The sequence below is a fragment of the Enterococcus sp. DIV0187 genome (assembly GCF_051713785.1).
Classification (GTDB): Bacteria; Bacillota; Bacilli; order Lactobacillales; family Enterococcaceae; genus Enterococcus_A; species Enterococcus_A avium.
In genome coordinates this window covers 23,667-47,765 of record NZ_JBIOQO010000002.1, presented here as the reverse complement: position 1 = coordinate 47,765, position 24,099 = coordinate 23,667, and the positions used below count along the sequence as shown (strand labels likewise).

Here is a 24,099-nt window from a genome sequence, read left to right as displayed (position 1 = left end):
CTTACTCATTTTCCATTGGAAAAACGCCAATTTTATCACTTACTTTGAAAATTATTGGTGAAGCACCAGTTGAATTTATTTGAGTTAGACGAGTGTTTCGTTTATCCGAACCTTGCAATAGAGGATCATGAGTCAATTCCTTTGATACATTCGTCTGCATCGCATTCTTGTTGTTGACCTGCGTCTCCTTCAATCTTTGAGAAGTTTTCTTTGCGGTTCCAGTCTTTGGCAAAATTTTCCTGCTGACAAAGGTTACTTGAAGCTCTGACTGATAAAAGTGTTGGTAAAGCAGATAGCTTCCGACGCTGCTCAATAGCAGCAGCACAGAAATTAATAGTGTCACACGACGAATCTTATCTTGTCCCTTGGTGGTTCCTTCCATTTGTAAAGCCTCCATTTTAACAAAAAACAATTAAATGACATTTCATATATTTTAATATTAATATAATCATTGTTATATTGCAAATAATCATTTTTAAACACTCACAAATAAACCCATTCGATAAATTATCGAATGGGTTTATGCATTTTATTCACTTTATTTATTCAAAGACGAATATATTTCCTGTTAGGCTTAGAAACTACTCGCTAGGTGTTCCTTAGTTTCCGCCATTTGCTTCATTTCCGACTCCCGTGTTCTCACCGTTCGTATTATTAGGAAAACTAGTTGGTGCGGAGCCCAAATTACCTAAACTAATATCGATAGAAACCGTAAGATTCAGTGGAACATAATCACTGAAATGACTCATTCCCACAACAGTCCCTTTCGGCTGATCGGAGTCAACCCGCCGAATGACATAATTAATGTTGGCACCTTTGGATTGAAACTCATCGTGGAAGTATTTTTGCAGTCCGCCTTCCACCATCGTGCCGCGTAAATCTTTCATGTAAGGTTGCCCTAAGGAGTACAGCACTTTGATCAATAGGCTATCCTTAGCACTCAAAACTTTTCCAGCTTCCTCACTTTGAGAGACTAGCTGACCATAGGGAAGATTTTCTGTGTAAATACCTTTTGCTTGAATTTGGACTCCCTCCAACGCAGAGCTTGCGTCGTCGAGATTATACTCAGAGAAATTTGGAACGACATAGCCCTTGCCTAAAGAAACAGTAACCTTCATCTTTTCTTTTTTGGCAATTTTTTCATCCTTGGCAGTACTTTGCTCCATGATACTATCGGCTGGAATATCGTTTGAGGTTTTTTCCTCATAAGTCATATCGATTTCATTATTTTTGGCCCAGGTTTCAACTTCACTACGCGGCTTACGCAGAAAATCGGGAACCTTGATATCCTTTTGATAGGTTTGCTTGCCTTTAGAAAAATAAACCTTCGCAGAATCTTTTCGTCGATAGTTTTCTGGTGTCACTTCAGCATTGGCAATTTCAAAGCGAATCGGTCGTCCCTTTTCAATCGTATCGCTGTATTCCTCAATCAATGAAAGATTATCCGCTTTTTTCTCTTTGATCCATCTTTCCACCTGCTGCTTGTTCATCTGCATAAAATCAGGCAGTGGAATTTTTTCTTTAGGGTCTGCCCCCAGACTGTTCGTGACGTTTAAAATGCCGCCTTTTTTAATCCGTGAACCACTTTTTTGTTTCTGTGCAAGAATAGTATTCGCATCTTTAGCTAAATCATAGGATTCCTTGATTTTGGTTTTGATTTTATTTTCCGAAGCCCAAACCTGTAAATCAGACAAATTTTTTCCGATAAAATTCGGGACCTTGACGTGGGTTTGCTGATAGTAAAATACCCCTAAAGCTAGAACAGAGGCGATTGCTCCCAGAATGACCCAGCGACGTTTCTTCCTTTTCTGTTTTTTATAGGAAGGATCAATCTCGACAGTAGCTTCATTTGTTTTATTTCTACGTCTAAGCTTTGGTTCGGGCGCCTTCTCTTGTTTTTCCGAAGAGACTTCCTGCTTCACTTTTTTAGGAGCTTCCTTTTTGGGTTCTCGCGGTTCTTTTTCCTGCTTGCGGTGATCGTAATTATCTCCGTTAAAGTTTGATAAAAAATCACTCATATGGCAGCAGCTCACCTTGATTTAAGTAAAAGATCTGATCAGACTGTTCCGCAATTTCTCTGGAATGCGTCACGACAATTACACATTTATTATGAATCGAAGCCAATTCCTTGAAAATCGTCACAATCTCCTCTTCCATCCCAACATCTAGATTCCCCGTTGGTTCATCCGCTAAAATGATGTCTACATTGGTCGCTAAGGCTCGTGCGATTGCGATCCGTTGCTGTTCACCACCTGAAAGCTGATTGACTAATCGATCCGCCTTAACCTTGTTAATTCCAATATAATCCAAAAGATTGTAGGCAATTTCAGTCGTATCTTTAGGCATTTCGTTATCCGTGATGGACATAGCTACTAATACATTTTCTAACCCTGTTAAATAAGGAACGAGATTGTAATTTTGAAAAATAATACTGACATCGTCTCTACGAAAACGATCATACCCGATGTTTTTGATGTCTTCCCCGTTATATAAAATTTCACCTGCTGTCGGAGCATCTAAGGCACTGATTAAGGATAAAAAGGTCGTTTTTCCTGACCCAGATTCACCTAAAATCGTATAGAATTGCCCTTTTTCAAATTTCACTGAGGTATCTTGCAGGATCATCCGTCTTTTTTCACCATCTTGATAGAAATAGCTTAAGTCTTTTGCTTCTAAAATCGTCATTGTCATTCCTCCTACATCATGATTTTCTTCGGATTCAACCGCATCACATACGTCAAAGGTAAGATAGCGGCTAAAAGAATCGTTCCGATACCAGCGATCAGATAGGTCGCAATGTATGTCAAAGAAAAACGTACTTCGTAATTATTTAAGACATCTTGATTTGACAACGAGGAAGCTAAAACCGAAGCATTCCCGCCCATTGAAATCATTTGTGAACCGATATCCTGCGCAGACTGCTCCATCGTATCCCCTGCAATCAATGATTCAGAGACCATTTTCCCTAAAATATTTCCTGATACTAAGGAAATCAGTAAAGCAGCTAGACTAATCACTAACAATTCAGCAATGACCTGCTTCATGATATTCTTTCGATGCTCTCCCAGTGATAAATAAATCCCCCACTCATGTCGGCGATCTTTCATAAACAACACGACTACGAGAGTGATGATCAATAAGGAGGCTAGAATCGCCAGCAGTACGACATAACCAGAGATTTTAGAAAGGCGCTTAACACTTGCCCCTACCTTATCAAACTCATCCGTAGAAGCAACTGCTTTGTACCCATCTGGCAATAACGGCTTCATTTCCTTTTTAAAAGCCGCCACATCATCCGGTGATTTCAAAGTGAAAATCGGCGACACTTCCCCCTCAGAATCTTCCTTCAATTCTTCCGGCTGGTTGTCCATCTCGATCTTATTGATTTCCCGTACTAAACCGTTGGAAACAAAAGCGGTGTTGTATTGCTCCAATTCAGTAATCTGCTGGTTCAGAGCGTCTTGCCTGTTTTGTCCTTCTTTTTTCTTTTTCTCCAGCTTGATTGGTTCAAATAAGCCCACGATCTTGATGCCATGCTCTGTGGAATCCTGAGTATCCATTGAGCCGTCCTCTTTCGGAAGCAAAGTGACGGTATCTAAAACCATTTGGTCGCCAACGGATAGGCCATTTTCATCGGCCACCTTCTTAGAAATCAACGCTACCGGTTTTTTTCCAGCCAGTTCTTCTTTGGTCAGCATGCGACCATCAACCAGCTTGACCTTTTTATTTTTGAAATCCATTGGTTCGGTGCTATTACTTCCCTTTAAGGTCATTGAATTGTAGGGGGTGGCGAAATGAATATCTCCTTGATCTTGAAGTTCATAGGTTTTGAACTTCTTCACATACAAATAAGCCATATAGCTATAATCGTAATCCTTTACATAGGGTGACGCGCCCATTTTTTTAATGGTTTCTTCCTTTAGTCGTTCGTTCTGGGAGGAAGCCTGTATCTCACCGTTCTCGTTTTGCTCCAGGATTTTGTTTAAATCCGGTTCGGCAGAGACCGTTGCTCCTAACTCCTGTTTCATCTTCTTTTCAACATTGGTTGTTGATTGCTGAATCGCAATCGCTCCGGCAATCACATTGCCCAATACAAAAATGACTGCAAATAGGATCAATGATTTCCCTTTTGTTCTTAAGATACTGTTTTTTGCTCGTTTCCAATAATTCATCGTAACATCCTTCCTATCAAAGAACTTAGATGGTTGGAAAGCGAGATCATGCTACAGTTCGACTTGTTCTTTGATGAAGAGTAACTTCCCTCCATTAAGCCCCCATAGCTCATCCGCAAATTTGACCGATTGCGTGGATTGTGTCGTAAAAATGAAGCATTTCTTTTCCTGCAGACTATGACTTCTAAGCTTATTCATGGCAAAAGATACTCCGCACTCACTAAAAACCTTTTCAGGCTCATCGACTAAAATCAATTGCGCCCGCTTTTTCAGCAATAATTTTGCTAAAGCAACGAGCTGTTGATCTTTCTTACTTAATTTAGTCAAGGGAATGTTTAACTGTTTTTCCGATAGACCTATCGATAACAAGCCGCGTATTAACACGTCCTTATCGACCTTTCTACCGGATAGTAGTGTCTCCATTTCCAGATTGGCCAAGGCTGAGTCCTTCAGGAGACTGCCCTCTTGAAATAAGCAAGCGACCTCTTGGCTTCGATAGTGGTTTCGATCAATCTTAGCAATTTCTTGATGATCGTAAGTTAAGGAACCGCTACAGCAAGTGATTAAACCAGCGAATAAAGCCAAAAGCGTAGACTTGCCACTGCCAGAATCACCAGAAATTTGGTAGCTTTTTCCTATTTGAAAGCTGCCTCGAATCTTGTCAAATGTCGGGATCTTTGAATGTTTATAACGATAGTTAACCTGATCCAAGTTCCATTTTGTCATGGCTTTGCCACCACCTGTAAGGGAGCACGAACAATTTTAGCAATTCGAAGATTGGTTATTATCAACATCATTAATAGACAGATTCCTAAAAAAAGAACTGCTGAATAATTTGTCCAGCTGTTCATACTTTGCTCTAAATGGGGAATTGTCCAGTCAACAAATGGCTCTTGTTCAGGCAAACTCTTTTGTAGCTTGATTAGCCACTCGCCAGTAATCCAGCCGCTCAATTGTCGAGAACTAAAAAATGCGATTACTCCGAGCCCAATTATAAGCAAGCTGTTTTCTAATGAACTGCTCGCCGATAATACCTTGGGATTCATCCCCATCAAATGCAACGTATAAAAATCTTGTCGCTGATTAATTGCTAATGTGGAACAAACAGCAATCACTAAAATCCCTATAATCAGTGCAACAACTACTCCGTTAAACAACAGATCAAGCGTATCCTTAAACGACTTTAAAATTTCTTGCGACCAACTTTGATTGATTAGAGAATAATTTTTAAAAGATTTTGTTTTTTTAAAGTCTTTTACAAAATTTTTTAATTCCTTTTTATCGGTCAATTGATACATTACACAAGAAAAATTCGATACCATGTTTTTTTCCACCGCTGAACCTGTTTCCCAGCTGATTAAGATGCTACTTGGAGCTGATGCCCATTCTATCGTTGAAAATTCAGCTATCCCGACAATCTCGATCTTGTGTTCTTGCCCTTTTGCTCCAAGCATAATTGTATCTCCTAGTTTCAACTTGTTAATCTTAGCCAAAGAACGACTAACCACACAGCTGTTCTTTTTTAAAGGAATATTCCCTTGGAGTTTAGCCTTTTTAGTGGACAACAACGTTTTTAACGCATCGTCCTCCAACATTGACACTGATAAGTAGTCATCTAGATTTTGCTCCGATGAAGAGCTGGAAAAGCTGCCGAACATTTGATCTTCCGGTTGCTGCAAACTAGTTGGGATGATCCCCTGTCTTGTTAATTGACTCTTTTTTACATAAGGCTTTGCTTTTAATGTTTCGTAATCGGTCATATTAAATTTGTTTGCTTGTTCATTTTTTAAATCTTGCACGCCTTTTATTATCGCTGCCGTCTGCTCTTGATAATCTGAAAAATAGGCTGAAGCGGTTAAATAAACCTGCAGCAGCAAAAATACAAACAGCAAGATCATTAAAATGAAGCTACCACTTTTTAGATGACTGAAGCGGTTGCGTTTAAGATTTAGCCAAGCATGTCGGATGATGATCATCGCTTACTTCTCCTCCTATGAGCGTATCTTAGCAAATCCAGTGTTAACTGAATGTTAACCAATACTAGGAAAACTTAAATAGAATGACGAACCGTTTTTTTCTTCACTTTCCAAATAGACAAACCCGCGACAAAGATCACAGACATGAGACACCACAGAAAGTCCGATACCATAGCCATCCTGCTTGAGTCCATGCACTCGGTACTGATGAGAAAAAATTGATGCCTGTTTCTCCTGAGGAATGCCAATTCCCTGATCTTTTACTTCGATAATCACGCTGCCCTTTTGGTTTGAAATGGTGACAGTTACCAGTTTTCCTTCACCATATTTGATTGCATTGTCAACCAAATTCGAAACCGCTCGATAAATCCAACGATCTCGTCCATGAATCAGGGTTGGTTGATCTTCAGTAAACGCAAACAAAAGATTCGGATAATTCTTTTTGTAGGCATCACAAACTTCCGCACAGATCAGTGAAACGTCTACGACTTCCGTGCTAAGATCCTCTGAGTTATTGGATAGTGTTAAAATATCGTCAATACTGTCGGTCATCCGATCTAAAAGCATTAAATTTCCTTGATCGGCATCTTGCCGTTCTATTTCCAGATTCGTACGCAAAATAGCGATGGCATTTTTCTGCTCGTGAGTCAGATAACTATTTAATCGACGATAATCCTCCAAATGGCCATCGAACTTATCCTTTAGCTTATTAAAAGCCGCATTTAACGCCTCGTCCTTCACAGTTTTTTTAGGAACTTGATCAATAAACGTTAAATCACGCGTAATCGCTAAGATTTGATTGCTGTAAATTTTACGTAAAACCAACCAAAGAATAAACGTTAATAACATGATGGCAGAACAAATAACCAGCACCATCGCTGGTAAATATTTAAACAGTTCGTCCTGGTAAGCTTTATCTATCATCGAAATAGTCATAAATTGATTGTTGGAAGATTTAGAAACTTCCATCTGCGTCTCTGTTTGAACCGTCTTACCCTCTTCCATAAAATAAACATCTTCCCCTAAGGTAGATGCGATACTGATTCCCTCCAAATTATTTCTCAGAAAGAAGAAACTCACTAAAATCACGCCTGTCACCAACAGTGAAAAAGCCAGCATCGTTAACGTCATTTTAAAATTTAATCGCATAGCTGGTACCCCTTTGCTCGAATAGTTTTTAAGACCTCTTTTTCAGCTGCTTCAGCCAGTTTCTTTTTTAGACGAGCCAGATGCACTCGCAGAACCGATGAAAAAGGATCAAAATCTTCATCGTAGACATGTTCAGAAATTTCCTCAGACGAAACAACCGCTGGATGACGCTGCGCGATGCACAGCAAGATATCAAATTCCTTGGGTTTCAGGACCACCTCTGTCTTTTGATAGCTGACCCTTCGACCTAATGGATCAATCTTCAAAGCACCAATTGAAATCTGCGGCAGTGCACGTCCATGATAACGACGAATAACCGCGCGTATCCGTGCTTTTAATTCTAGTAACTCAAAGGGTTTGACTAAATAATCATCTGCTCCAAAATCTAAGCCTTTTGCTCGTTCTTCAATCTCATCACGTGCAGTAATAATGATAACTGGACTTTCGACTTCTTCAGCACGGAGACTTTGTAAAACAGATAATCCATCTTTTTTAGGCAGATTTAAATCTAGTAGTATCCCATCGTATGAATTGATGAAGGCCTTCTCTTCTCCCAACTCACCGTCATAAGCTACGTCTACAGAAATATTCTCCTGCTCTAATCCCTTTTTTACGGATAAAGCCAGCTCACGATTGTCCTCAACCACCAGTACACGCATGTATATTCACTCCTCGTATGGATTTAGTAATTACACTTATGCTTTTTAGCATAGTACATGCTCTTCTTCAAAGTCCACGTTCTTTTTGTGAAGATTTGAAGAAATTCATACATTCTGTTAAAAAACACATAATTAAGAATGATTTTACTGTTTGAAAATACCTAGAATAGAAAAAGACTGGAACCTTTCCTCCAGTCTCACTACTTTCTATTTGCTTGGTTTTCTTGTATATACTTTTCAAAGTTCGTTGGTTTATGACCAATAAGCCTCGTTAGAACACTGAAAATTGCCATCAAGCCATTAAGTACCCCATGCAAGAAAACCTCTCTAAAGAAAAGCCCCTTCGTTTTAACTCACTTACTATTTTAGAATTCGTCCCCCTAATAATGCAGCATGATTTTACGCCTTATGTATAAAAAAAGACTGCAAGCAATTGTGCTTCACAGTCTGATTTCTTATGATAAAGAGTTCGTTAACACTTCCACCGGTGTAGCAGTTTCTTTCAATACGGCATTTAATTCTTCAATATTTTTACGCCCTTGCGTATTCATCCACTCCATCGCTGCTTCTTTTCCATCAACGATATAGCTTTCTACACCATCTGCCCAAGTCGCACGGCCGCACAGTACACCATTGAAGGTTGAGCCAGCATTTTTCGCGAAGCGCAGTGTTTCTTGGAACAACTCTGCTTTAACACCGGCGCTTAGGAAAATAAATGGCAGGTTAGTGGCTTCAGCCTGTTCCTTGAAGAAGTTAGCTGCTTGTGCCTTTGTGTACACGACTTCGCCTGTCCCATAGCCTTCCACATAATTCATATTGACGGGTACTTCCACCTTTAACACATCTACGCCATAACGTGGATCAGAAAATTCCTTCATCATATCGTTGACTTTATGAGGTTTCTTAATGGCGTATTCTTTCGAAGTCGCATCAGAGATGTTCGCGTCATAAGAAACAAGCTCCAAGAAGAAGGGTAAGTTTTCAGCCTGACATTCTGAGCCAATTCGTTCAATAAAGGCATGTTTTTGATTATTGATTTCTTCTGCTTCATCGACATCATAGTAAAGTAGGAACTTACAAGCATCGGCGCCTGCTTCTTTTAAACGTTTAACTGACCAGATCGATAATAAATCTGGCAAGCGGCCGGGAGTTGACGCATCGTAACCAGTCTTTTCATAAGCTAACAGCAAGCCGGCATTTTTTGCTCTAACGTCAGCTGCTGGCAAGCCATATTCTGGATCTAATAAAATTGATGAAGCATATTTCGTTAATTGTGAAGAAACAATTTCTTTAAATTCAACGATTTCTGATTCTTCTGCTTCGCTGCCCTTGAATTTTGTGATCATCTTCTTCAAAGCCCCGCGTTGATCAATTGCTAAGGCCCCAATCACTCCATCTTCATTGCATAGTTGCTTAATATATTGACGTTTTTCTTCGTTCATTTCCGTATCCTCCTACACTTTCTCCACTAAGATTTGATCATATAGTTTTTGATAATTGGCTAATTGGACATAGCCAGTCGTCGCTTCCTGAGCATTCAGCATTCCTAAAACATTGCCCTGCTTTAAAACGGCTTCATCCGAAAAACCTTGTTGAATCGCAGCGGTCAATCCAGCAACGGTCGCATCACCAGAGCCAACTGGATTGACGACATCAATCTTTGGAATCGTCACACGATAAAAAGTCTCGTGATGTTTGGCAAAGGCTCCGTCGCCCCCCATTGAAACCACGATCCATTCAATTTCATCAAACATCGAATCTGACAAGGCGGCTTTTAAATCTGATAATTCTGTTGAGATTTCTCGTCCTAGCAGACCAGCCAGCTCTTCGGTATTGGGTTTTATTAGCTTAGGTTTTACACTGCCTCGCAACACTTCCCTTAATGCTGTCCCTGAACAATCTAAAACGACAGGCTTTGGCTGACAAACTTGCAGCATTTGTCGATAAAAATCAGCAGGCAATCCTTCTGGCAAGCTTCCTGAAAAAGAAATGATTTCGGCTTTAACAGCTAATTTTTCGAAATGTTGCAAGAACGCCCTTGCTTCTTGTTCAGTAATAACAGGTCCGTTTTCTAGGATTTCCGTCTGTTTTCCGTCATGTAAAACAGCGATGCAATTACGTGTCTCTCCGCTGATAGGTAAAAAGTCATGAGCAATCTCATTTTGAGTCAGGTCCTTTTTAATCTCTTCACCTAAAAATCCGCCGATTAAACCACTGGCAATCACCTCCGTATCTAATTGCTTCAAGATACGTGTCACATTTAGGCCCTTGCCGCCAGCTGTTTTGCGAACATTTCTTACTCGATTGACTGTGTCGAGCTTGAAGGTTTCTAATGGATAAGAAATATCAATCGAGGGATTCATCGTTATTGTTAAAATCATTTGTCCACCCGCTTAATCGTGGTATTCGCCACGATCCCATTTCTCGATAAATTCATCGAAGAAATGCGGATCAGATTGCTTGTCACTGGCTTTTTCGACGTGATCGATTTTGGCGATCAATTTTTTGTTTTCTTCAGTTTCTTGATAATCGGCATTGATGAAGGCCTCTAATATGTCACAGATCAAAAATTCTCCCGTAATCCGAGCGCCAAAGCCGATCACATTGGCATTTAGTTGTTCCTTCGCATAGATAGCAGTCGTCATATCGCGAACCAGCGCACTGCGGATACCAGGAACTTTATTGACAGCGTTGTTAATGCCAACACCTGTTCCACACAAACAAACCCCTAGATCTGCTTCTCCGCTAGTCACGGCCTCTCCGACTTTTTTTCCGTAGATCGGATAATGGGTTCTGGTAAAGTCATAGGTCCCCATATCCAACACTTCATGTCCTTTTGATTTTAAGAAATCTGATACTGCCATTTTTGTATCTGTGACGATGTGGTCACAGCCAATTGCGATTTTCATTTCATTCATCCTTCCTAATTACGCCATTTTATTTAACATGTCGACACGTACTTGATGACGACCGCCATCATAATTTGCTTGTAGAAATTCCTTAACAATATTCAATGCCAACTCATCGCCAACAATTTTTGATCCAAGTGTGATCATCCGGGAATTATTATGTTCACGGGTCATATACGCACTGCGTTCATCCGAAACTTCTGCCGCTACCATTCCTTTAACCTTTGTTGCCGTGATAAAACTGCCAGCACCGTAGCCATCAACCGCGATTCCTAAACTACCTTCGTTTTCATTCAGATCATTTGCGATCGCCAAAGTTGATTCCACAAAATCTTCTGAAGCCGTTTCACTCTTATCTACTACTGTAATACCTTCCTTGATCAATTTTTTCTTGATTAATTCCTTTAATTCCATGCCATCACTGTCTGAACCAATTACTACACGCATTTTTGTTTCCTCCTATTTTTACTGAATGATTTTAGTGAATTGCTGATAATAACTCTTCAGCTCGGCTGAAAGAGTAGAATCCGTAAATAATTTGTCGATCTTGCGTAAATCATAGAAATTATAAAAATCGCTATGGTCGAATTTGTTTGCATCTGAAACCAAACATTTTTCTGCCGCATTATCTAAAACAATTTTTTGCAAGGTACCTTCTTCAATACTGAAATTCGAAACCTCTGAACCCTTCAATCCATTCACTCCGACAAAAGCCTTCTTAATACCGATTTTTTGAACAGCTTCATTGGCAATTGAACCGACAAAGGCGCCAGTCTTTTCCCGATAAAGCCCACCGATCAAATACAGTTCAAATCTTTTTATTTCACTTAATAGATTGAAAACCGGCAGACTATTAGTAACGATTCGGAGAGATGACGGCTTGATGTATCGTGTCATTAATTCGATCGTTGTCCCCGATCCAAGAAAAATCGTGTCGTCTTCTTGATTGATATGAGCCGCCGCATTTTTAGCGATGTATTCCTTCTCTTTTGTATGAAGCTTCTTTTTTTCAGTATGAGAAAGCTCGTTTGCTTCTATAGAAGTCGACATTTCCAGATAATCGATTTTTTGTGCACCGCCATGAACGCGTAAAAGCTGTTTCTTCTGCGCGAGTTCCTCTAGATCTCGGCGGATCGTCATATCTGAAACATTCAGTACTTCCTGAATAAATTTGACTGTGATCGTCCCATAGCGATCACACATCGCTAAGATCGAACGCTGTCGTTCTGTTTTCAGCATATTCTGTACCTCCACGACCCTATAATAAAACATTTGAAAACATTTTTCAACACATATTGTTTGTTTATTTTCGTTTATGTGTTGACAATGATTTTGTAAGCGATTATACTCAACGTGTAAACAGATAAATAAACATAAACGAACTAATAAAGGAGCTGTTTTGTGTGAATGAATTCTTTTTCAAAGACACGGTCTATGTTTCTGACAAGCAATCGCAAGAAGAAGTGTTCGAGCAAGTCTATCAAGATCTGTTAAAGAAAGAATTGGTAACCGAAGATTTTTTGGAGAACCTTTTAGAACGGGAGCGTAATTATCCGACGGGATTGGATCTCTCACCTGTCTCTAAAATATTGCCAGATATCGCTATCCCTCATACCGAAAGTGAGTTTGTGCGAACCACCCGTATCATTCCAATCAAAGTAAAAAATGAAATCCCTTTCTACAACATGATCTCGCCAAGCGATCAGATTTCCGCTTCATTTCTTTTCATGATCTTGAACGAAAATGGTGAAGCACAGGCTGGCATGTTGGCTAATATCATGGATTTCATTAATTCTGTTGACAAAGAAAAACTGTGTTCGTTTTTCAAATTAGAGGACACAGAAGCGATTTATCATTTTTTAGAAGAACATTTTTATATAGAAGTCTCTGCCTAACCGCAGGATAAAAAATAAACTTATTTTAAGGGGAGAATTATTATGATCAAAATTTTAGCAGCATGTGGAGCAGGCGTTAATTCAAGCCATCAAATCAAAAGCGCTTTGGAAACTGAATTGAAAAATCGTGGCTATCAAGTCACCTGTGACGCAGTTATGATCAAAGACATCAATGAAGAAATGCTTTCTCATTATGACATTTTCGCACAAATTGCCAACACCGACTTGGGTTTTAACATTAACATCCCTGTCGTTGATGCAGGTGCTATTCTTTATCGTATTCCTGCTATGGCTGAGCCTGTTTACCAAAGTATGGAAAGCGCAATCCAATCATTAAACAAATAGGACTAAAGAAAGGAAAAACATATGAATACAATTATTGATATTGCCAATAAAGTATTTACCCCCTAATTAATTTAGGGGCGGCACCGTTAATGACCATCGTATTAACTGTTATTGCTTTATTTTTTAAAGTAAAACCGTCACGCGCTCTTGAAGGCGGGATCAAATTAGGGATCGCCCTGACTGGGATCGGAGCTATTATTGGAATTTTAACTACTGCTTTTTCAGACGCTATGACAGCTTTTGTTGAACGCACAGGTATTTCATTAAACATTACAGATGTCGGTTGGGCCCCACTAGCAACCATCACATGGGGGTCGCCATACACGCTTTATTTTTTACTAATTATGGTGATCGTCAATATTATCATGTTAGCAATGAAAAAAACCGACACATTAGATGTGGATATTTTCGATATTTGGCATTTAGCAATTGTTGGTTTGTTCGCGATCTTCTGCGGTGCTAATCTGTTTATTGCTTCTGCATTAGTTATTTTCATTGGTGTATTAAAAATTTGGAACTCCGACTTAATGAAACCAACCTTCAATGACTTGTTAAATGCACCAGACAGCAACCCGATGACTACGACTCATATGAACTACATGATGAATCCTATCATTATGGTTTTCGATAAAATTTTCGACAAAGTTTTCCCATGGTTGGATAAATATGATTTCGATGCTGCCAAATTGAATAGTAAAATTGGCTTCTGGGGATCAAAATTCGCGATTGGAATTTATTTGGGGATTTTTGTTGGATTACTAGCAGGACAAACACCAACGCAAATTTTCTCGCTAGCCTTTACTGCTGCCGTCTGTTTGGAATTGTTCTCTTTGATCGGCGCTTGGTTCATCGCAGCCGTAGAACCGTTATCACAAGGGATTACCGATTTTGCCAATAAACGACTAAAAGGACGTACCATCAACATAGGTTTAGACTGGCCTTTCTTAGCAGGCCGCGCTGAAATCTGGGCTGCCGCTAACGTATTAGCACCAATCATGTTGCTAGAAGCTATCATCTTACCAGGAAATAAATTATTGCCACTAGGCGGAATCATCGCAATGGGTGTTACCCCAGCACTATTGGTCGTAACTCGTGGAAAATTAATCCGTATGATCGTAATCGGCGCGATCGAATTACCATTATTCTTATGGTCAGGCACCTTGATTGCACCATTCGTTACTCAAACAGCTAAAGCAGTCGGAGCCTTTCCAGCCGGCTTGAGCGGGTCCGCCATGATCTCTCATACAACGATGGAAGGCCCGATTGAAAAATTCCTAGGTTATTTAGTCGGTAATGCTTCTCAAGGACAAATCGAATTTGTGATATACGCTGCCTTAGCATTAGGTGCATACCTTTTAATCTTCATTTGGTACGCTCGTCAAATGAAAAAACGCAACGCTGCATACGCAGCTGAAAAAGAAGAGAATGCCTCTCCGGCAACAGCTCATAATATGACTTATGCAGCCGAAGCTAAATAAGCTAAAAACACCCCGAATGTCTTTAGACTTCGGGGTCAGACTGTAGACAAAAGCTGTTCCAAACTCGTAACTCGAGCTTGGAACAGCTTTTTATCTACTTCGTTTCGAATTTTTGAACAAAAAAATAAAGGCTCCTTGCCTTTCCATAGCCAAGTGGCTAATTTCTTTAAATTCATTGCAGCAAACACTAGCATCGTATGCGTCGCGACTTTTTCCAAGCCTCGATACTTGGTCCAACGCATCCCATGCTTTTCTTTTGCATCCGCAAATATTCGTTCAATCGTTTGTTTCCGTTTTTTGTAAATTGATTTATTCAGATCCGTTAGGCGAAGATGTTCCACTTCATCCATCAGATCTCCCCAAACATGTCTCGTGATGACTCGTTGATGATTTTTACTTTTGGTACATTGGTTTAGCAGAGGACAGTTCACACATTCTTTTGGATTGGATTTGTATTCTCGGTACCCTTCTCGAGTAACCGTTGAAAAAGCGAGCATTTGATCTTGCGGACAAATATAACAATCAAAATACTCGTCGTAGAGAAACTCATTTTTTGATAATAGCCCCTTTTTCCCTTTGGGCCTTGAATAAGGCAAACAAGGTCGAAGGTTCAAATGAGTCAAAAAGTGAACAAACTTAGGTGTCTTATACCCAGCATCAGCGACAACACAATTGATTTCAGGAAAAAGTCTCTTCGATTGTTTGACGAGCTGAAAGGCGACTTGACTGTCATGAATATTTCCAGGAGTGATGATTGTGCTAAGAATAAATCCGTTGTCGTCGCATGAAGTATGGGCAGAATAAGCAAATTGTTTTTCTCGTTCGCCTTTGACGTAGTAGCCGCTTTCCGGATCAGCTTTACTTATTTTTCTTTCTTTCAGCTTCACTTCCTTTTCTAAGTCCAAAGTAAAAGGGCGTTTTCCAGCCTCTATTCGTTGACGATTGATCTCATCTTCTAATTCATCCTGATAGGCTTTCGCTTCATCATGGGTCATTTCTTTCGTAAACTTATGTTTATTGGCGTTAGCTTTGATGTGGGTAGAATCAAGATACAAATTATCCTCTGTTACAAAACCTGCTTTAACTGCTTGTTCTAAAATATAGGCAAAAATATCCTCAAACACCGTCGTTTCTCTAAATCGGCGGACATAATTCTTTCCAAAAGTTGAGAAATGGGGGATTTTCTCCTCGAAGGAATAGCCTAAAAACCAGCGGTAAGCGACATTGGTATCGACTTCCTTAATGGTTTGTCGCATGGAACGGATACCGAATAAATACTGAATAAACACCAATTTGATCAGAATCACTGGATCGATACTTGGGCGACCTAAATCGGAGTAAGTGGCTTCGACGATTGGATAAATAAATTCAAAATCAAGCGCGGCATCAATCTTTCGAACGAGATGATCTTGAGGAACTAGATCATCAATCGTAAGCATCGCAAATTGATTTCTACCATTCGTATTGTTTTTAGACATCATAACTATCACTCCTTGCATTCGTTTTCATAAATCTATTATAAAAGAAAAGACTGTAGACATCATCCATAAAATGGACTTTGTCTACAGTCTGACCCCGAATGTCTTTAGACTTCGGGGTATTATTTTACCTATAAAAAATAAATAGATGTAAAATCCATTTCAAAAAGCATAGCCCATCTCTTGCCACACCAAATAAAGAAATTATCAATGTTTATGCTTTTTTTTACCTCCTTTAAGCTTGTCTTTGTTGGTATTACTCAACGATTCTTTTTGTGTTCTTGTTTGTTTTGTGCTTTTTGACTTTTTGTTGTTTAATTGCGAATTCCTTGACTTCTTTTTTCCTGAATCGCTTCGCATCCCGCGGTTATGCGTGCGATTTCATCATTGCTTTTTCTGATCTAACTCGTTTCATGTCAAAGAGCTTCAGCTGACTTAGTGCCAATGGTTGTTTTGATATCCCTTTTCCTCCTTAATAAAGCGGTGATTGATACTGATATTTTTTTCTCATAAACATAATATCCCAAAAAAATCGACTATCTTTTTTCAAATGGTGTATTCAAGTATTCGGAGGAATTAGTAATGATGCACCCTAAAAATAACATAACTCGCTTAAATTCAAGGCTACCAAAAAACTACCAAGTTCTAATTATCTAGAGTTTGGCAGTTTCTCATTTACACAACATATTTTTCTTCTTTTTCGATTTTTTCATAGTGCTTTTGTTCATCATCATCCGTTATAACTACTGTTACATCATTCAGATTATAATATACTGAAAAATCTCTTTTCCCAATTTTCGAATGATCAATCAATAAAAAGCGTTCAACAGAATTATTCAGAGCGATCTGTTGAGTTTGGCCCTCTTCAAAAGTCGAAGTCATAATTTTCTGTTCATTTAAAGCATTACAGCTGAAAAATGCTTTATGAAAATTCATATCCTGTAGCGATTTATTCGTGATCTCACCAACAAAGCATTGAGTCGTTTCCCGCATCTCGCCACCCAATAGATAGATTTTTCGATTCCCTTTTCGCTTATTTAATTCTTCAAAAACAGGCAAACAGTTTGTAACAATCCGCAGTGAATCCCCTTGAATGATTTTTGACATGAGCTCGATTGTAGTTCCTGGTCCAAGAAATATCGTATCACCATCATTGATTATTTCATTCGCCTTTTCCACAATCCGCTGCTTTTCTTCTTGCAGCATAATCTGTTTTTCTCTATGAGAAAGCTCCACATGCCGATAAAAATCCTTCAATTTCGCTCCGCCATGGACGCGTTCTAATAATCCTTGTTTCTCCATTTCGTCCAAATCACGTCGGACTGTCATATCCGAAACCGAAAACTTCTCCATAATATCGCTGACTCGTACTGTACCGTTAACCTCTAATAACGACATGATCGCTTGGAATCGATCCGTTTTTAACATTTCATCGCCTCTTTTCTTTTTAAGACTATCAAATTCTTAAGAAAAGTGCTAGAACAAGTTTTCTTAAGAAGTCTTCTGCAGGAAGGAAAGCAAAATTTTTCAGAATTTGCAAGCTGCTATTCTAAAAAAATAAAACCGAACGAGCATGACTATCATAGTGAGGTTCTATAATATTTAACGTTGCTGCTTTTTCTGACTGAGAGCACCAAATATTATTGAACCAAAAGATCTTTCGCGAATAGCGAGATATCTTTTCTGATTTTTAATCTTCCCAAAACAAAAAACCTCGAACAGAAAAGGATTTCTCCTTTTCCATTCAAGGAATTTCTCTAATAATTTAATCTCCTCCTGCAAATATCTCTTCACGATTGTAAATCGGATTATGATCCTTTAAATCTTCAATCGTTCCAACCTGTTTGCCTTTTGAATAATAACCATCTAATAGACCTAACGATTGGAAAATCGTTTGTTTATAAGCAATTTCTGCGTTCCACTCAGTTGTATCTAGAATCTGCAGGGCTTTATGGATCGCTTCGATGCCCGTTTCTCCTGGCGCACTGATCAAAACACCGTGGCTGTTTAGCAGCAGCATATTAGGCAGCTCAAGCTTTTCTTTTTCCATGTAATCAGAGACTAACCCGGCTAGTTCGGGGGAACAATTCGGTTCAAAATCTAATACTGGAACGTAACCGATTTTTTGGGTCGCTTCGGTTAAATTCGGCATATCTAATCCAGCTGTTGCCCAAAACATTGAATTTGGTGCATGAGCATGTAAAACTGCTTTAATTTCTGGGTTTGTATCATACACAGCTTCATGTAAATTGATTTCACGTGTCAGTTTCCCTACACCATCAATTATCTTTCGTGTATGTGGTTCAACGACTAGAATTTGCGCTGGTGATACCTCACCTAAATAAGCTTCCGACATCATTGTCGGAGTCATAATAATGTATTCTTTTCCCGTTTGATCCGTTGTTTTGAATGAAAAATTGCCGCCTGCGACATTCGTATTCTTTCGTTCAAAAATCAATTTCACGATCCGCGCTAAATCCTCGCGCTCTCTTTCAAAAATCATTCGTCCATCTGACATAGTCGAGACCACCTTTTTCTATTTTTTGAAAATTCGTCTACTCGTAATAGCTGTTTGAGCTGCATCTCTAACCTGCAGCGCTTCTTCATATCTCTTTTTCCGACGTTCGTCATATTCCTTGAAAAGAATCGGATTGCCATATTTATAAACACAGATTGCTAAACTAATAGCGATAGCGTTAAAGATCAGCTTCTGGGTCATGAAGGCTAGGATAAAACTAACGATCGCCAGAAATAATATAAGCAACCATTTCGTCTTTTCTTTATTCTCTCTTTTAACCATACCTACCCTCCATTCATAGTCATTACCCTGTGACTTTTACACCGTTGACTTTTTTATCTGTCAATTCTTCATATCTTTGGCTCGGAACTTTTACTTTGGACATATATTTATACAACCAAACAAACATTGCGACAAAAATAATCGTACCAACGATACCTAAAATATTTCCTTTGAAGGCTTCCGCAAATAAAATTCGAAATTCCGGTCCTTCAATAGAAGACCAGGTAATCTGCTGGCCTTTCTTAATTCCTTCAACCGCGCCAGTTTTGTCCGCTAAACCAGTTAGAATCGGTGTCAAATACGTGGCCGCGTACAGATAAATCGGCATGGAGATTACACCCATAATTAGCATTCTGACTAGGTTTCCACCAGTTAATAGCAAACCACCCACAGCGATTGAATAATTGATAATGCCGGCCAATGGCAGTACAGCATTCCCCGGCAAGATGATTGCATAGCCAATAAAGACTGGTACTAATAAAATTGCAGTAACCCAAATTTCAGAGCGACCTGCTAGGACCGGCCAATCTAAGCCAATGTATACTTCGCGATCCTTAAAGCGCTTTTTCATCATTTCTGACATAGCATCAGCTAATGGCGAAAGCGACTGCATAAACATTTTTGAGATCATTGGGAATAGGGCCATTGCTGTGGCAATTTGAATGGCTAAATTCAGTGAACCAGATACGCCATAGGCGGCTGCCAGCCCAAGTCCTAAACCAATGATAAAGCCCATCACAGAATTCTCAGAGAAAACACCGATTTTTTTCTTCAATGCCTTCGTATCTGCTCGTTTATTAAAGAAAGGAATCTTATCCATGATCACATTGATCGGTAACAGCAATACCGCCGAGATGTTCATTAAATGCGTAACCGTCACTAATGGAATTCCTGTCAGGTCTTCAATATGTCGTTGGAACATATCTCCCATCTTCAATTCCAAAATCACTTGAGCAATCGCCGTCGCAAATCCCGCTAACAAGCTGCCACTGATAAAGTAAACAAGGTAGGCGGTTAATGCCTTGCCCCAAACATTCCACATATCAACGTTTAATGTTTTCGTCCAATTCAAAAGCAACATGACGAAATTCACACCAAGTACCACAGCAAAGAAAACAAACGCATAGGACCAAGACCAAGTAATACTAGCAGCACCTGTCCAGCCTAAATCTAAAGCCGGTAAATTAATCCCGGTATTTTTCGCCAACGCTTCTGAAGCCGGGCTTACCGCATTCGACATAAAGCCGATAACCATTGACATCCCAGTAAAGGCAATCCCTAAAGTGATGGCTGACATAAACGCTTTTTTGAATTTCATTCCTGCGACCAACCCTAAAATCAAGATAATCAATGGAACAAAAATGGCTGAACCCAGTCCTAAGATATAATTAATAATGTCTTGAAATATTTTCACGTTTTCCACTTCTTTCCTTAATTAATTCTATTGCTACTCGACCAACGCTTTAATATCATCATAAATTTGATCTGCACCCATACCTGTCAAAAATGGAATACCAGGAAAAACCTTCACGCCTAATTCCTCAGCCTTTTCTAAAACTTCGTCATCCGGCTGCGCAACATAGACATAAATTCCGGTAGATGGCAGCTCATTTTGAATGGACTTATAATCTACCGCTTCAACCGGAAAATCAATCCCGTCATCTTCTAATAATCCCGCGATTTTACTAGCGATCGTTTGGCTGGTTGCCACTCCGCTTCCACATGCAACAATTAGTCTTCTTTTCATCATGAATTCCTCCAGCTTCTATAATTTAATGAATTGAAACCTTATCTAAATATTTTTGGTAAACAAATGATAGATTTTTTGTTTATCCTCTTCCTGTATAAATGCTCTGACAAACTCTTCGTTCATAAATAATTCCATAAACGCTTGCAGCAATCCGACCTGTCCTTTGGGATCTTTAATACCAAGAAAGAACAAATTTTTCACCTTCATTAACTGACTATCGCCCATTTGCTTGACCCTTACTTCATTTTTCAATCGCGCAATATAAACAAATGGTTTCTCCACATACTCTGGTTCTGAATGCGGTAAGGCAATATTTAAATGCTGTGTAATCAATCCTGTTGGAAATTTTTGCTCTCTGCTCGTAATTCCCTTTAGATACCCTTCATTAACAAAACCCAGATTCTTTAAATGCTCTGCGACCTGTTCAAATACCTGTTCTTCGTTTTCACCATCAATCTCTAGACCGATCAGCTGCTTGTCGAACATCTTTTTATAGTCCACAAATTTTACGCCCCTTTCAAATACAAAAATTGAAATCATTTGTTAATCTTTGTTAACATATGTTTTACAATGTAAATATACAACGCTTCATTCTGTTTGTCAACGCTTACTTAACATTTTATTTCATTCTAAAACACGTTTTCGCAAATCTAATTTCATATTTTTAACAAACTTTAACACAACTGAACATTTTTCTCTTGCATTTTCCTTCTTTAAATGCTATTAATTAATGTATAAACATAACCGTGTATTTCACGGTTTATTGTAAGAGCTTACTATTAGAGGTGATTTCATGTTAAAAAAAGAGCGTCAGGAAAAAATTTTGGATTTGTTAAATAGAAACGACTACTTATCCATTCCAGAAATATCTTCAAGTTTAGACGTCTCCGATATGACGATTCGAAGAGATATCAATGAGCTTGCCGACAAATCTTTGCTAGTAAAAATTTACGGTGGCGCACAAAAACTTGAAAAAATTGAACAAGAATTGTCCACTCAAGAAAAAATCGATACCAATGTACCAGAAAAGAAATTTATCGGAAAAGTTATGAACAGTATTATTTCTGATAATGACACGATCTATATTGGTGCTGGAACGACCATGCTCCATGCACTGCCAGAAATTAAAAAAGCAAACTTATTCGTGATTACAAATAGTCTGCTAGCATTTAATTATTTGATTTATAATACAGATTATCGTGTCCTATTAACAGGAGGCGAATTTTCAAGGACAACTGAAGAATTTTATGGAGAAATCGCTGAAAAGAGCTTTGATAATCTAAATATCGATATTGCTTTTGCTGCAACGAATGGTGTCTTTGACAATAACGTCACCACCGCAAATTCTATCGAGGGTTCAATCCAACGAGTGGCCTTTGCCCACTCTCGGAAAAAATGCGTGGTGGCTGACAGCTCCAAGTTTAATCGGTCGGATGTTTATACCTTCTACTCCTTATCGGAAGTCGATTATTTAGTCACCGACAATAAATTGCCGGACACACAGTTTGACTACTACAGCTCCTATACGAAAATCATTAAGGAGGAGCAAGAATGATCCTAACAATTACGCTCAACCCCTCAATGGATTACAACTACCTTGTTTCTTCATTGAATTTGGATCAAGTAAATCGGGTCGAAAATCCCCACACGTCGATTGGCGGAAAAGGTATCAATGCTGGCCGAGTCATCGCACAATCAGGTAAAGAAGTAATTTTGACTGGCATCCTAGGTGGTCCTGTCGGAAAAATGATTTTGGATACCTTAATTGCTGAGGAGCGTTACCATCTTGAATTTTTGACTGTTGAAGGGAATTCACGAAATGCAATCACGATCATGCATGACGGAAACACTCACACTGAGCTAGTAGAAAAAGGTCTCTATCTTTCCAAAGAAAATGAGCAGCTTTTTTTCAGACATATTAGTAATCTCTTAAAAACATACGCAATCGATGTAATTTGTATTTCTGGGTCAGTCAATTCGGACGATGCCAATTTCCACTACCATTTGCTTCACTTTATCCGCTCAATCGTTGGAGAGTCTTTCCCGATCTTGATGGATATCTCTGGTGAACAGTTGGAAAATTGTTTAAAACAGAAAACAGTACGACCAAGCTTTATTAAACCCAACACCCATGAATTGGAGGAACTGATTGGCAGAAAGATTCAGTCAATAAAAGAACTAATTACAATCCTGCACGATCCTATTTTTGACAATGTCGAAACCATTATGATCTCTCAGGGTGAAGATGGAGCACTTGTTAAGCATGGGACTACTATTTATGATATTCAAATTCCCAAGGTTGCTGTCGTGAACACAACAGGTTGTGGCGACTCTACAGTTGGAGGAATGGCTTATGCTATCAGTCAAGGTTATTCCATTGAAGATTCTCTCAGATATGCAATGGCCTGTGGTATTTCTAATTCCTTGTTCGAAACAAATGGAACAATTGACAAAAATCAGGTAGATAAATTTATTGATGACATCCAATTAACGAAAATCAAGGAACTAAGTATCAATCGATAATAGCAGAAAAGGGCACACCGATGTATGTTTATGGATCGGTGTGCCCTTTGATTCGTTCGATTACTTTTCCCTCACTGCAATCCAAATTTCACTATAGCAGTTCTCCAATCCTTCATCGAAATTGGTAAAAGAGATTTCTGGCGCCTGAACTAATTCACAGTCTGAAGAGGGCAACCACTCTGAATAGATTTGTCCCCAAGTCTCCTGAAGTACTTGAGGAAATGGCCCTTTGTTAGGAAAAATCGCCCATGTTTGACTGGCAATAGACAATTGCTTTAGGTCATCAAAAGGATTTTCTTGAGTCGAAGCGAAACCAATAAAATGTGTCAGTTCCCCCTTCTCCTCCATTCGCTCTTTAGCAAAATCATAAGATGCGTTGATCACCTGCTTAGGATAAAGGTCTCCTAACTCATGCATCTCTGCCCTTTGTTTTTCTGTAATTGACTGAGCTAATTCTTGGATTGCATTATTCACTCCTGCAAACTGCAGCGGTACCTGCTTTGAAACACCAACTAAATTAAAAGCGGGTTTTTCTTCGATTTTGAAATTCATTGAAGTTCCTCCTTTAACATCAATATAAAATGAGTACCGAGGAAAAGTTTTTTGCTGGTGACTTTTAATGACTTCTGAAGGCAGGTAGCCCGACCAGTCTCGAAACGCTCGAGAAAATCCTTCAACTGATTGATAACGATACTTAAGTGCAACATCCGTTACTGTTTCACCTCGAATCAAATCTTTATTCGCTAGTGCCAGTCGACGATTTTTAATATATTCCACTAAAGAAATACCTGCAATAAAAGAAAATGTCCGTTTCAAATGATATTCAGAAATCCCAATCGTCTTTGCGGCCTCTGCCAATGAAAGCTCGTCTGTTAGCCGCTCCTCAATATAATCCATCAATCGATTCAAATCTTGAATCATTCTTATCCCCTCACTCACACATTGATCATACCTAAAAAATCAGC

Annotated in this window: 25 protein-coding genes and 1 pseudogene; 5 read left to right on the top strand and 21 right to left on the bottom strand. The window is 39.1% G+C overall.

Translation table 11 applies throughout. The features are described 5' to 3' along the window. Position 1: 1 nt before the first annotated feature. The 13 genes from IGI52_RS20230 to IGI52_RS20170 all read right to left on the bottom strand — a co-directional run bounded on the left by IGI52_RS20230 (position 2) and on the right by IGI52_RS20170 (position 12,104). Positions 2-382 carry a hypothetical protein gene (locus tag IGI52_RS20230; RefSeq protein ID WP_438782298.1) on the bottom strand — a complete coding sequence of 127 codons (381 nt, stop codon included), beginning with the start codon at positions 380-382 and terminating at the stop codon, positions 2-4. A 217-nt stretch (positions 383-599) separates the two neighbouring features. Further along, entirely contained in the window at positions 600-2,018 is a 1,419-nt protein-coding gene (locus IGI52_RS20225; protein WP_438782297.1) for a PASTA domain-containing protein, read from the bottom strand. Continuing rightward, the gene (locus IGI52_RS20220; RefSeq protein WP_438782296.1) at positions 2,011-2,685 is read right to left on the bottom strand and encodes an ABC transporter ATP-binding protein; all 675 of its coding nucleotides are present in this window, start codon (positions 2,683-2,685) and stop codon (positions 2,011-2,013) included. Before IGI52_RS20220 ends, IGI52_RS20225 begins: the two co-directional genes overlap by 8 nt. An 11-nt stretch (positions 2,686-2,696) precedes the next feature. Next, positions 2,697-4,172, bottom strand: coding sequence for an ABC transporter permease (locus IGI52_RS20215; RefSeq protein ID WP_438782295.1), 1,476 nt, complete (start codon positions 4,170-4,172; stop codon positions 2,697-2,699). A gap of 51 nt (positions 4,173-4,223) precedes the next feature. Further along, positions 4,224-4,898: an ATP-binding cassette domain-containing protein gene (locus IGI52_RS20210; RefSeq protein ID WP_438782294.1), complete on the bottom strand. Its 675-nt coding sequence runs from the start codon at positions 4,896-4,898 to the stop codon at positions 4,224-4,226. Continuing rightward, the gene (locus IGI52_RS20205) at positions 4,895-6,148 is read right to left on the bottom strand and encodes a hypothetical protein (protein WP_438782293.1); all 1,254 of its coding nucleotides are present in this window, start codon (positions 6,146-6,148) and stop codon (positions 4,895-4,897) included. The genes IGI52_RS20210 and IGI52_RS20205 overlap by 4 nt, the downstream gene beginning before the upstream one ends. Positions 6,149-6,202: 54 nt before the next feature. Next, complete coding sequence (locus IGI52_RS20200) at positions 6,203-7,297, bottom strand: sensor histidine kinase (protein ID WP_438782292.1); 1,095 nt, start codon at positions 7,295-7,297, stop codon at positions 6,203-6,205. Further along, positions 7,288-7,956 (bottom strand): response regulator transcription factor, encoded by a 669-nt coding sequence (locus IGI52_RS20195; RefSeq protein ID WP_016178523.1) that lies wholly within the window; start codon positions 7,954-7,956, stop codon positions 7,288-7,290. The genes IGI52_RS20200 and IGI52_RS20195 overlap by 10 nt, the downstream gene beginning before the upstream one ends. 455 nt (positions 7,957-8,411) lie before the next feature. Continuing rightward, a complete protein-coding gene (lacD, locus tag IGI52_RS20190) occupies positions 8,412-9,398 on the bottom strand; it encodes a tagatose-bisphosphate aldolase (protein ID WP_438782291.1) in 987 nt (328 codons plus the stop codon). A gap of 12 nt (positions 9,399-9,410) precedes the next feature. Continuing rightward, positions 9,411-10,337, bottom strand: a complete 927-nt coding sequence (gene lacC / locus IGI52_RS20185) for a tagatose-6-phosphate kinase (RefSeq protein WP_438782290.1) — start codon at positions 10,335-10,337, stop codon at positions 9,411-9,413. Positions 10,338-10,349: 12 nt separating this feature from the next. After that, on the bottom strand, positions 10,350-10,865 hold the full coding sequence (gene lacB, locus IGI52_RS20180) for a galactose-6-phosphate isomerase subunit LacB (protein WP_010731482.1): 516 nt from the start codon (positions 10,863-10,865) through the stop codon (positions 10,350-10,352). A gap of 18 nt (positions 10,866-10,883) precedes the next feature. Next, the gene (gene lacA, locus IGI52_RS20175) at positions 10,884-11,312 is read right to left on the bottom strand and encodes a galactose-6-phosphate isomerase subunit LacA (protein ID WP_049142584.1); all 429 of its coding nucleotides are present in this window, start codon (positions 11,310-11,312) and stop codon (positions 10,884-10,886) included. Between the two features lie 18 nt (positions 11,313-11,330). Then, complete coding sequence (locus IGI52_RS20170; RefSeq protein ID WP_438782289.1) at positions 11,331-12,104, bottom strand: DeoR/GlpR family DNA-binding transcription regulator; 774 nt, start codon at positions 12,102-12,104, stop codon at positions 11,331-11,333. Positions 12,105-12,268: 164 nt separating this feature from the next. On the opposite strand from IGI52_RS20170, the gene IGI52_RS20165 reads away from it, so the two are divergent. The 3 genes and pseudogenes from IGI52_RS20165 to IGI52_RS20155 all read left to right on the top strand — a co-directional run bounded on the left by IGI52_RS20165 (position 12,269) and on the right by IGI52_RS20155 (position 14,583). Then, positions 12,269-12,760 carry a PTS sugar transporter subunit IIA gene (locus tag IGI52_RS20165; protein WP_176674701.1) on the top strand — a complete coding sequence of 164 codons (492 nt, stop codon included), beginning with the start codon at positions 12,269-12,271 and terminating at the stop codon, positions 12,758-12,760. Between the two features lie 42 nt (positions 12,761-12,802). Next, entirely contained in the window at positions 12,803-13,105 is a 303-nt protein-coding gene (locus tag IGI52_RS20160) for a PTS sugar transporter subunit IIB (RefSeq protein WP_016178528.1), read from the top strand. Positions 13,106-13,126: 21 nt separating this feature from the next. Further along, positions 13,127-14,583: pseudogene (locus IGI52_RS20155) on the top strand (PTS galactitol transporter subunit IIC). Positions 14,584-14,618: 35 nt separating this feature from the next. On the opposite strand, the gene IGI52_RS20150 reads toward IGI52_RS20155, so the two are convergent. The 7 genes from IGI52_RS20150 to IGI52_RS20120 form a co-directional block, all read right to left on the bottom strand. Next, positions 14,619-16,064 (bottom strand): IS1182-like element ISEfa7 family transposase, encoded by a 1,446-nt coding sequence (locus IGI52_RS20150; protein ID WP_002288571.1) that lies wholly within the window; start codon positions 16,062-16,064, stop codon positions 14,619-14,621. Between the two features lie 672 nt (positions 16,065-16,736). After that, the gene (locus tag IGI52_RS20145) at positions 16,737-17,489 is read right to left on the bottom strand and encodes a DeoR/GlpR family DNA-binding transcription regulator (RefSeq protein ID WP_438782288.1); all 753 of its coding nucleotides are present in this window, start codon (positions 17,487-17,489) and stop codon (positions 16,737-16,739) included. Positions 17,490-17,826: 337 nt separating this feature from the next. Next, positions 17,827-18,579 carry a class II aldolase/adducin family protein gene (locus IGI52_RS20140; RefSeq protein WP_016178538.1) on the bottom strand — a complete coding sequence of 251 codons (753 nt, stop codon included), beginning with the start codon at positions 18,577-18,579 and terminating at the stop codon, positions 17,827-17,829. A gap of 18 nt (positions 18,580-18,597) precedes the next feature. Next, entirely contained in the window at positions 18,598-18,861 is a 264-nt protein-coding gene (locus IGI52_RS20135; protein WP_144325849.1) for a hypothetical protein, read from the bottom strand. 22 nt (positions 18,862-18,883) lie between these two features. Then, positions 18,884-20,275: a PTS galactitol transporter subunit IIC gene (locus tag IGI52_RS20130; protein ID WP_438782287.1), complete on the bottom strand. Its 1,392-nt coding sequence runs from the start codon at positions 20,273-20,275 to the stop codon at positions 18,884-18,886. 33 nt (positions 20,276-20,308) lie between these two features. After that, positions 20,309-20,608, bottom strand: a complete 300-nt coding sequence (locus IGI52_RS20125) for a PTS sugar transporter subunit IIB (protein WP_034875821.1) — start codon at positions 20,606-20,608, stop codon at positions 20,309-20,311. Between the two features lie 45 nt (positions 20,609-20,653). Next, positions 20,654-21,112: a PTS sugar transporter subunit IIA gene (locus tag IGI52_RS20120; RefSeq protein WP_438782286.1), complete on the bottom strand. Its 459-nt coding sequence runs from the start codon at positions 21,110-21,112 to the stop codon at positions 20,654-20,656. Between the two features lie 292 nt (positions 21,113-21,404). Between IGI52_RS20120 and IGI52_RS20115 the strand changes: the two genes are divergently transcribed. Further along, positions 21,405-22,166 (top strand): DeoR/GlpR family DNA-binding transcription regulator, encoded by a 762-nt coding sequence (locus tag IGI52_RS20115; protein ID WP_070557897.1) that lies wholly within the window; start codon positions 21,405-21,407, stop codon positions 22,164-22,166. Continuing rightward, a complete protein-coding gene (locus IGI52_RS20110) occupies positions 22,163-23,134 on the top strand; it encodes a 1-phosphofructokinase family hexose kinase (protein ID WP_070503543.1) in 972 nt (323 codons plus the stop codon). Before IGI52_RS20115 ends, IGI52_RS20110 begins: the two co-directional genes overlap by 4 nt. A gap of 60 nt (positions 23,135-23,194) precedes the next feature. Here IGI52_RS20110 and IGI52_RS20105 read toward each other — a convergent pair whose 3' ends face one another. Beyond that, positions 23,195-24,055: an AraC family transcriptional regulator gene (locus IGI52_RS20105; RefSeq protein WP_016178545.1), complete on the bottom strand. Its 861-nt coding sequence runs from the start codon at positions 24,053-24,055 to the stop codon at positions 23,195-23,197. Positions 24,056-24,099: the final 44 nt, after the last annotated feature.

Bases quoted from the DNA above. Each gene is read 5' to 3' on its own strand.
- lacA (WP_049142584.1), bottom strand. From the start codon at position 11,312: ATGCGTGTAGTAATTGGTTCAGACAGTGATGGCATGGAATTAAAGGAA.
- IGI52_RS20125 (WP_034875821.1), bottom strand. From the start codon at position 20,608: ATGAAAAGAAGACTAATTGTTGCATGTGGAAGCGGAGTGGCAACCAGC.
- lacD (WP_438782291.1), bottom strand. From the start codon at position 9,398: ATGAACGAAGAAAAACGTCAATATATTAAGCAACTATGCAATGAAGAT.
- IGI52_RS20145 (WP_438782288.1), bottom strand. From the start codon at position 17,489: ATGTTAAAAACGGATCGATTCCAAGCGATCATGTCGTTATTAGAGGTT.
- lacB (WP_010731482.1), bottom strand. From the start codon at position 10,865: ATGAAAATCGCAATTGGCTGTGACCACATCGTCACAGATACAAAAATG.
- IGI52_RS20135 (WP_144325849.1), bottom strand. From the start codon at position 18,861: ATGGTTAAAAGAGAGAATAAAGAAAAGACGAAATGGTTGCTTATATTA.
- IGI52_RS20160 (WP_016178528.1), top strand. From the start codon at position 12,803: ATGATCAAAATTTTAGCAGCATGTGGAGCAGGCGTTAATTCAAGCCAT.
- IGI52_RS20170 (WP_438782289.1), bottom strand. From the start codon at position 12,104: ATGCTGAAAACAGAACGACAGCGTTCGATCTTAGCGATGTGTGATCGC.
- IGI52_RS20210 (WP_438782294.1), bottom strand. From the start codon at position 4,898: ATGACAAAATGGAACTTGGATCAGGTTAACTATCGTTATAAACATTCA.
- IGI52_RS20105 (WP_016178545.1), bottom strand. From the start codon at position 24,055: ATGATTCAAGATTTGAATCGATTGATGGATTATATTGAGGAGCGGCTA.
- IGI52_RS20115 (WP_070557897.1), top strand. From the start codon at position 21,405: ATGTTAAAAAAAGAGCGTCAGGAAAAAATTTTGGATTTGTTAAATAGA.
- IGI52_RS20150 (WP_002288571.1), bottom strand. From the start codon at position 16,064: ATGATGTCTAAAAACAATACGAATGGTAGAAATCAATTTGCGATGCTT.
- IGI52_RS20200 (WP_438782292.1), bottom strand. From the start codon at position 7,297: ATGCGATTAAATTTTAAAATGACGTTAACGATGCTGGCTTTTTCACTG.
- IGI52_RS20220 (WP_438782296.1), bottom strand. From the start codon at position 2,685: ATGACGATTTTAGAAGCAAAAGACTTAAGCTATTTCTATCAAGATGGT.
- IGI52_RS20215 (WP_438782295.1), bottom strand. From the start codon at position 4,172: ATGAATTATTGGAAACGAGCAAAAAACAGTATCTTAAGAACAAAAGGG.
- IGI52_RS20205 (WP_438782293.1), bottom strand. From the start codon at position 6,148: ATGATCATCATCCGACATGCTTGGCTAAATCTTAAACGCAACCGCTTC.
- IGI52_RS20110 (WP_070503543.1), top strand. From the start codon at position 22,163: ATGATCCTAACAATTACGCTCAACCCCTCAATGGATTACAACTACCTT.
- IGI52_RS20195 (WP_016178523.1), bottom strand. From the start codon at position 7,956: ATGCGTGTACTGGTGGTTGAGGACAATCGTGAGCTGGCTTTATCCGTA.
- lacC (WP_438782290.1), bottom strand. From the start codon at position 10,337: ATGATTTTAACAATAACGATGAATCCCTCGATTGATATTTCTTATCCA.
- IGI52_RS20225 (WP_438782297.1), bottom strand. From the start codon at position 2,018: ATGAGTGATTTTTTATCAAACTTTAACGGAGATAATTACGATCACCGC.
- IGI52_RS20140 (WP_016178538.1), bottom strand. From the start codon at position 18,579: ATGTCAGATGGACGAATGATTTTTGAAAGAGAGCGCGAGGATTTAGCG.
- IGI52_RS20230 (WP_438782298.1), bottom strand. From the start codon at position 382: ATGGAAGGAACCACCAAGGGACAAGATAAGATTCGTCGTGTGACACTA.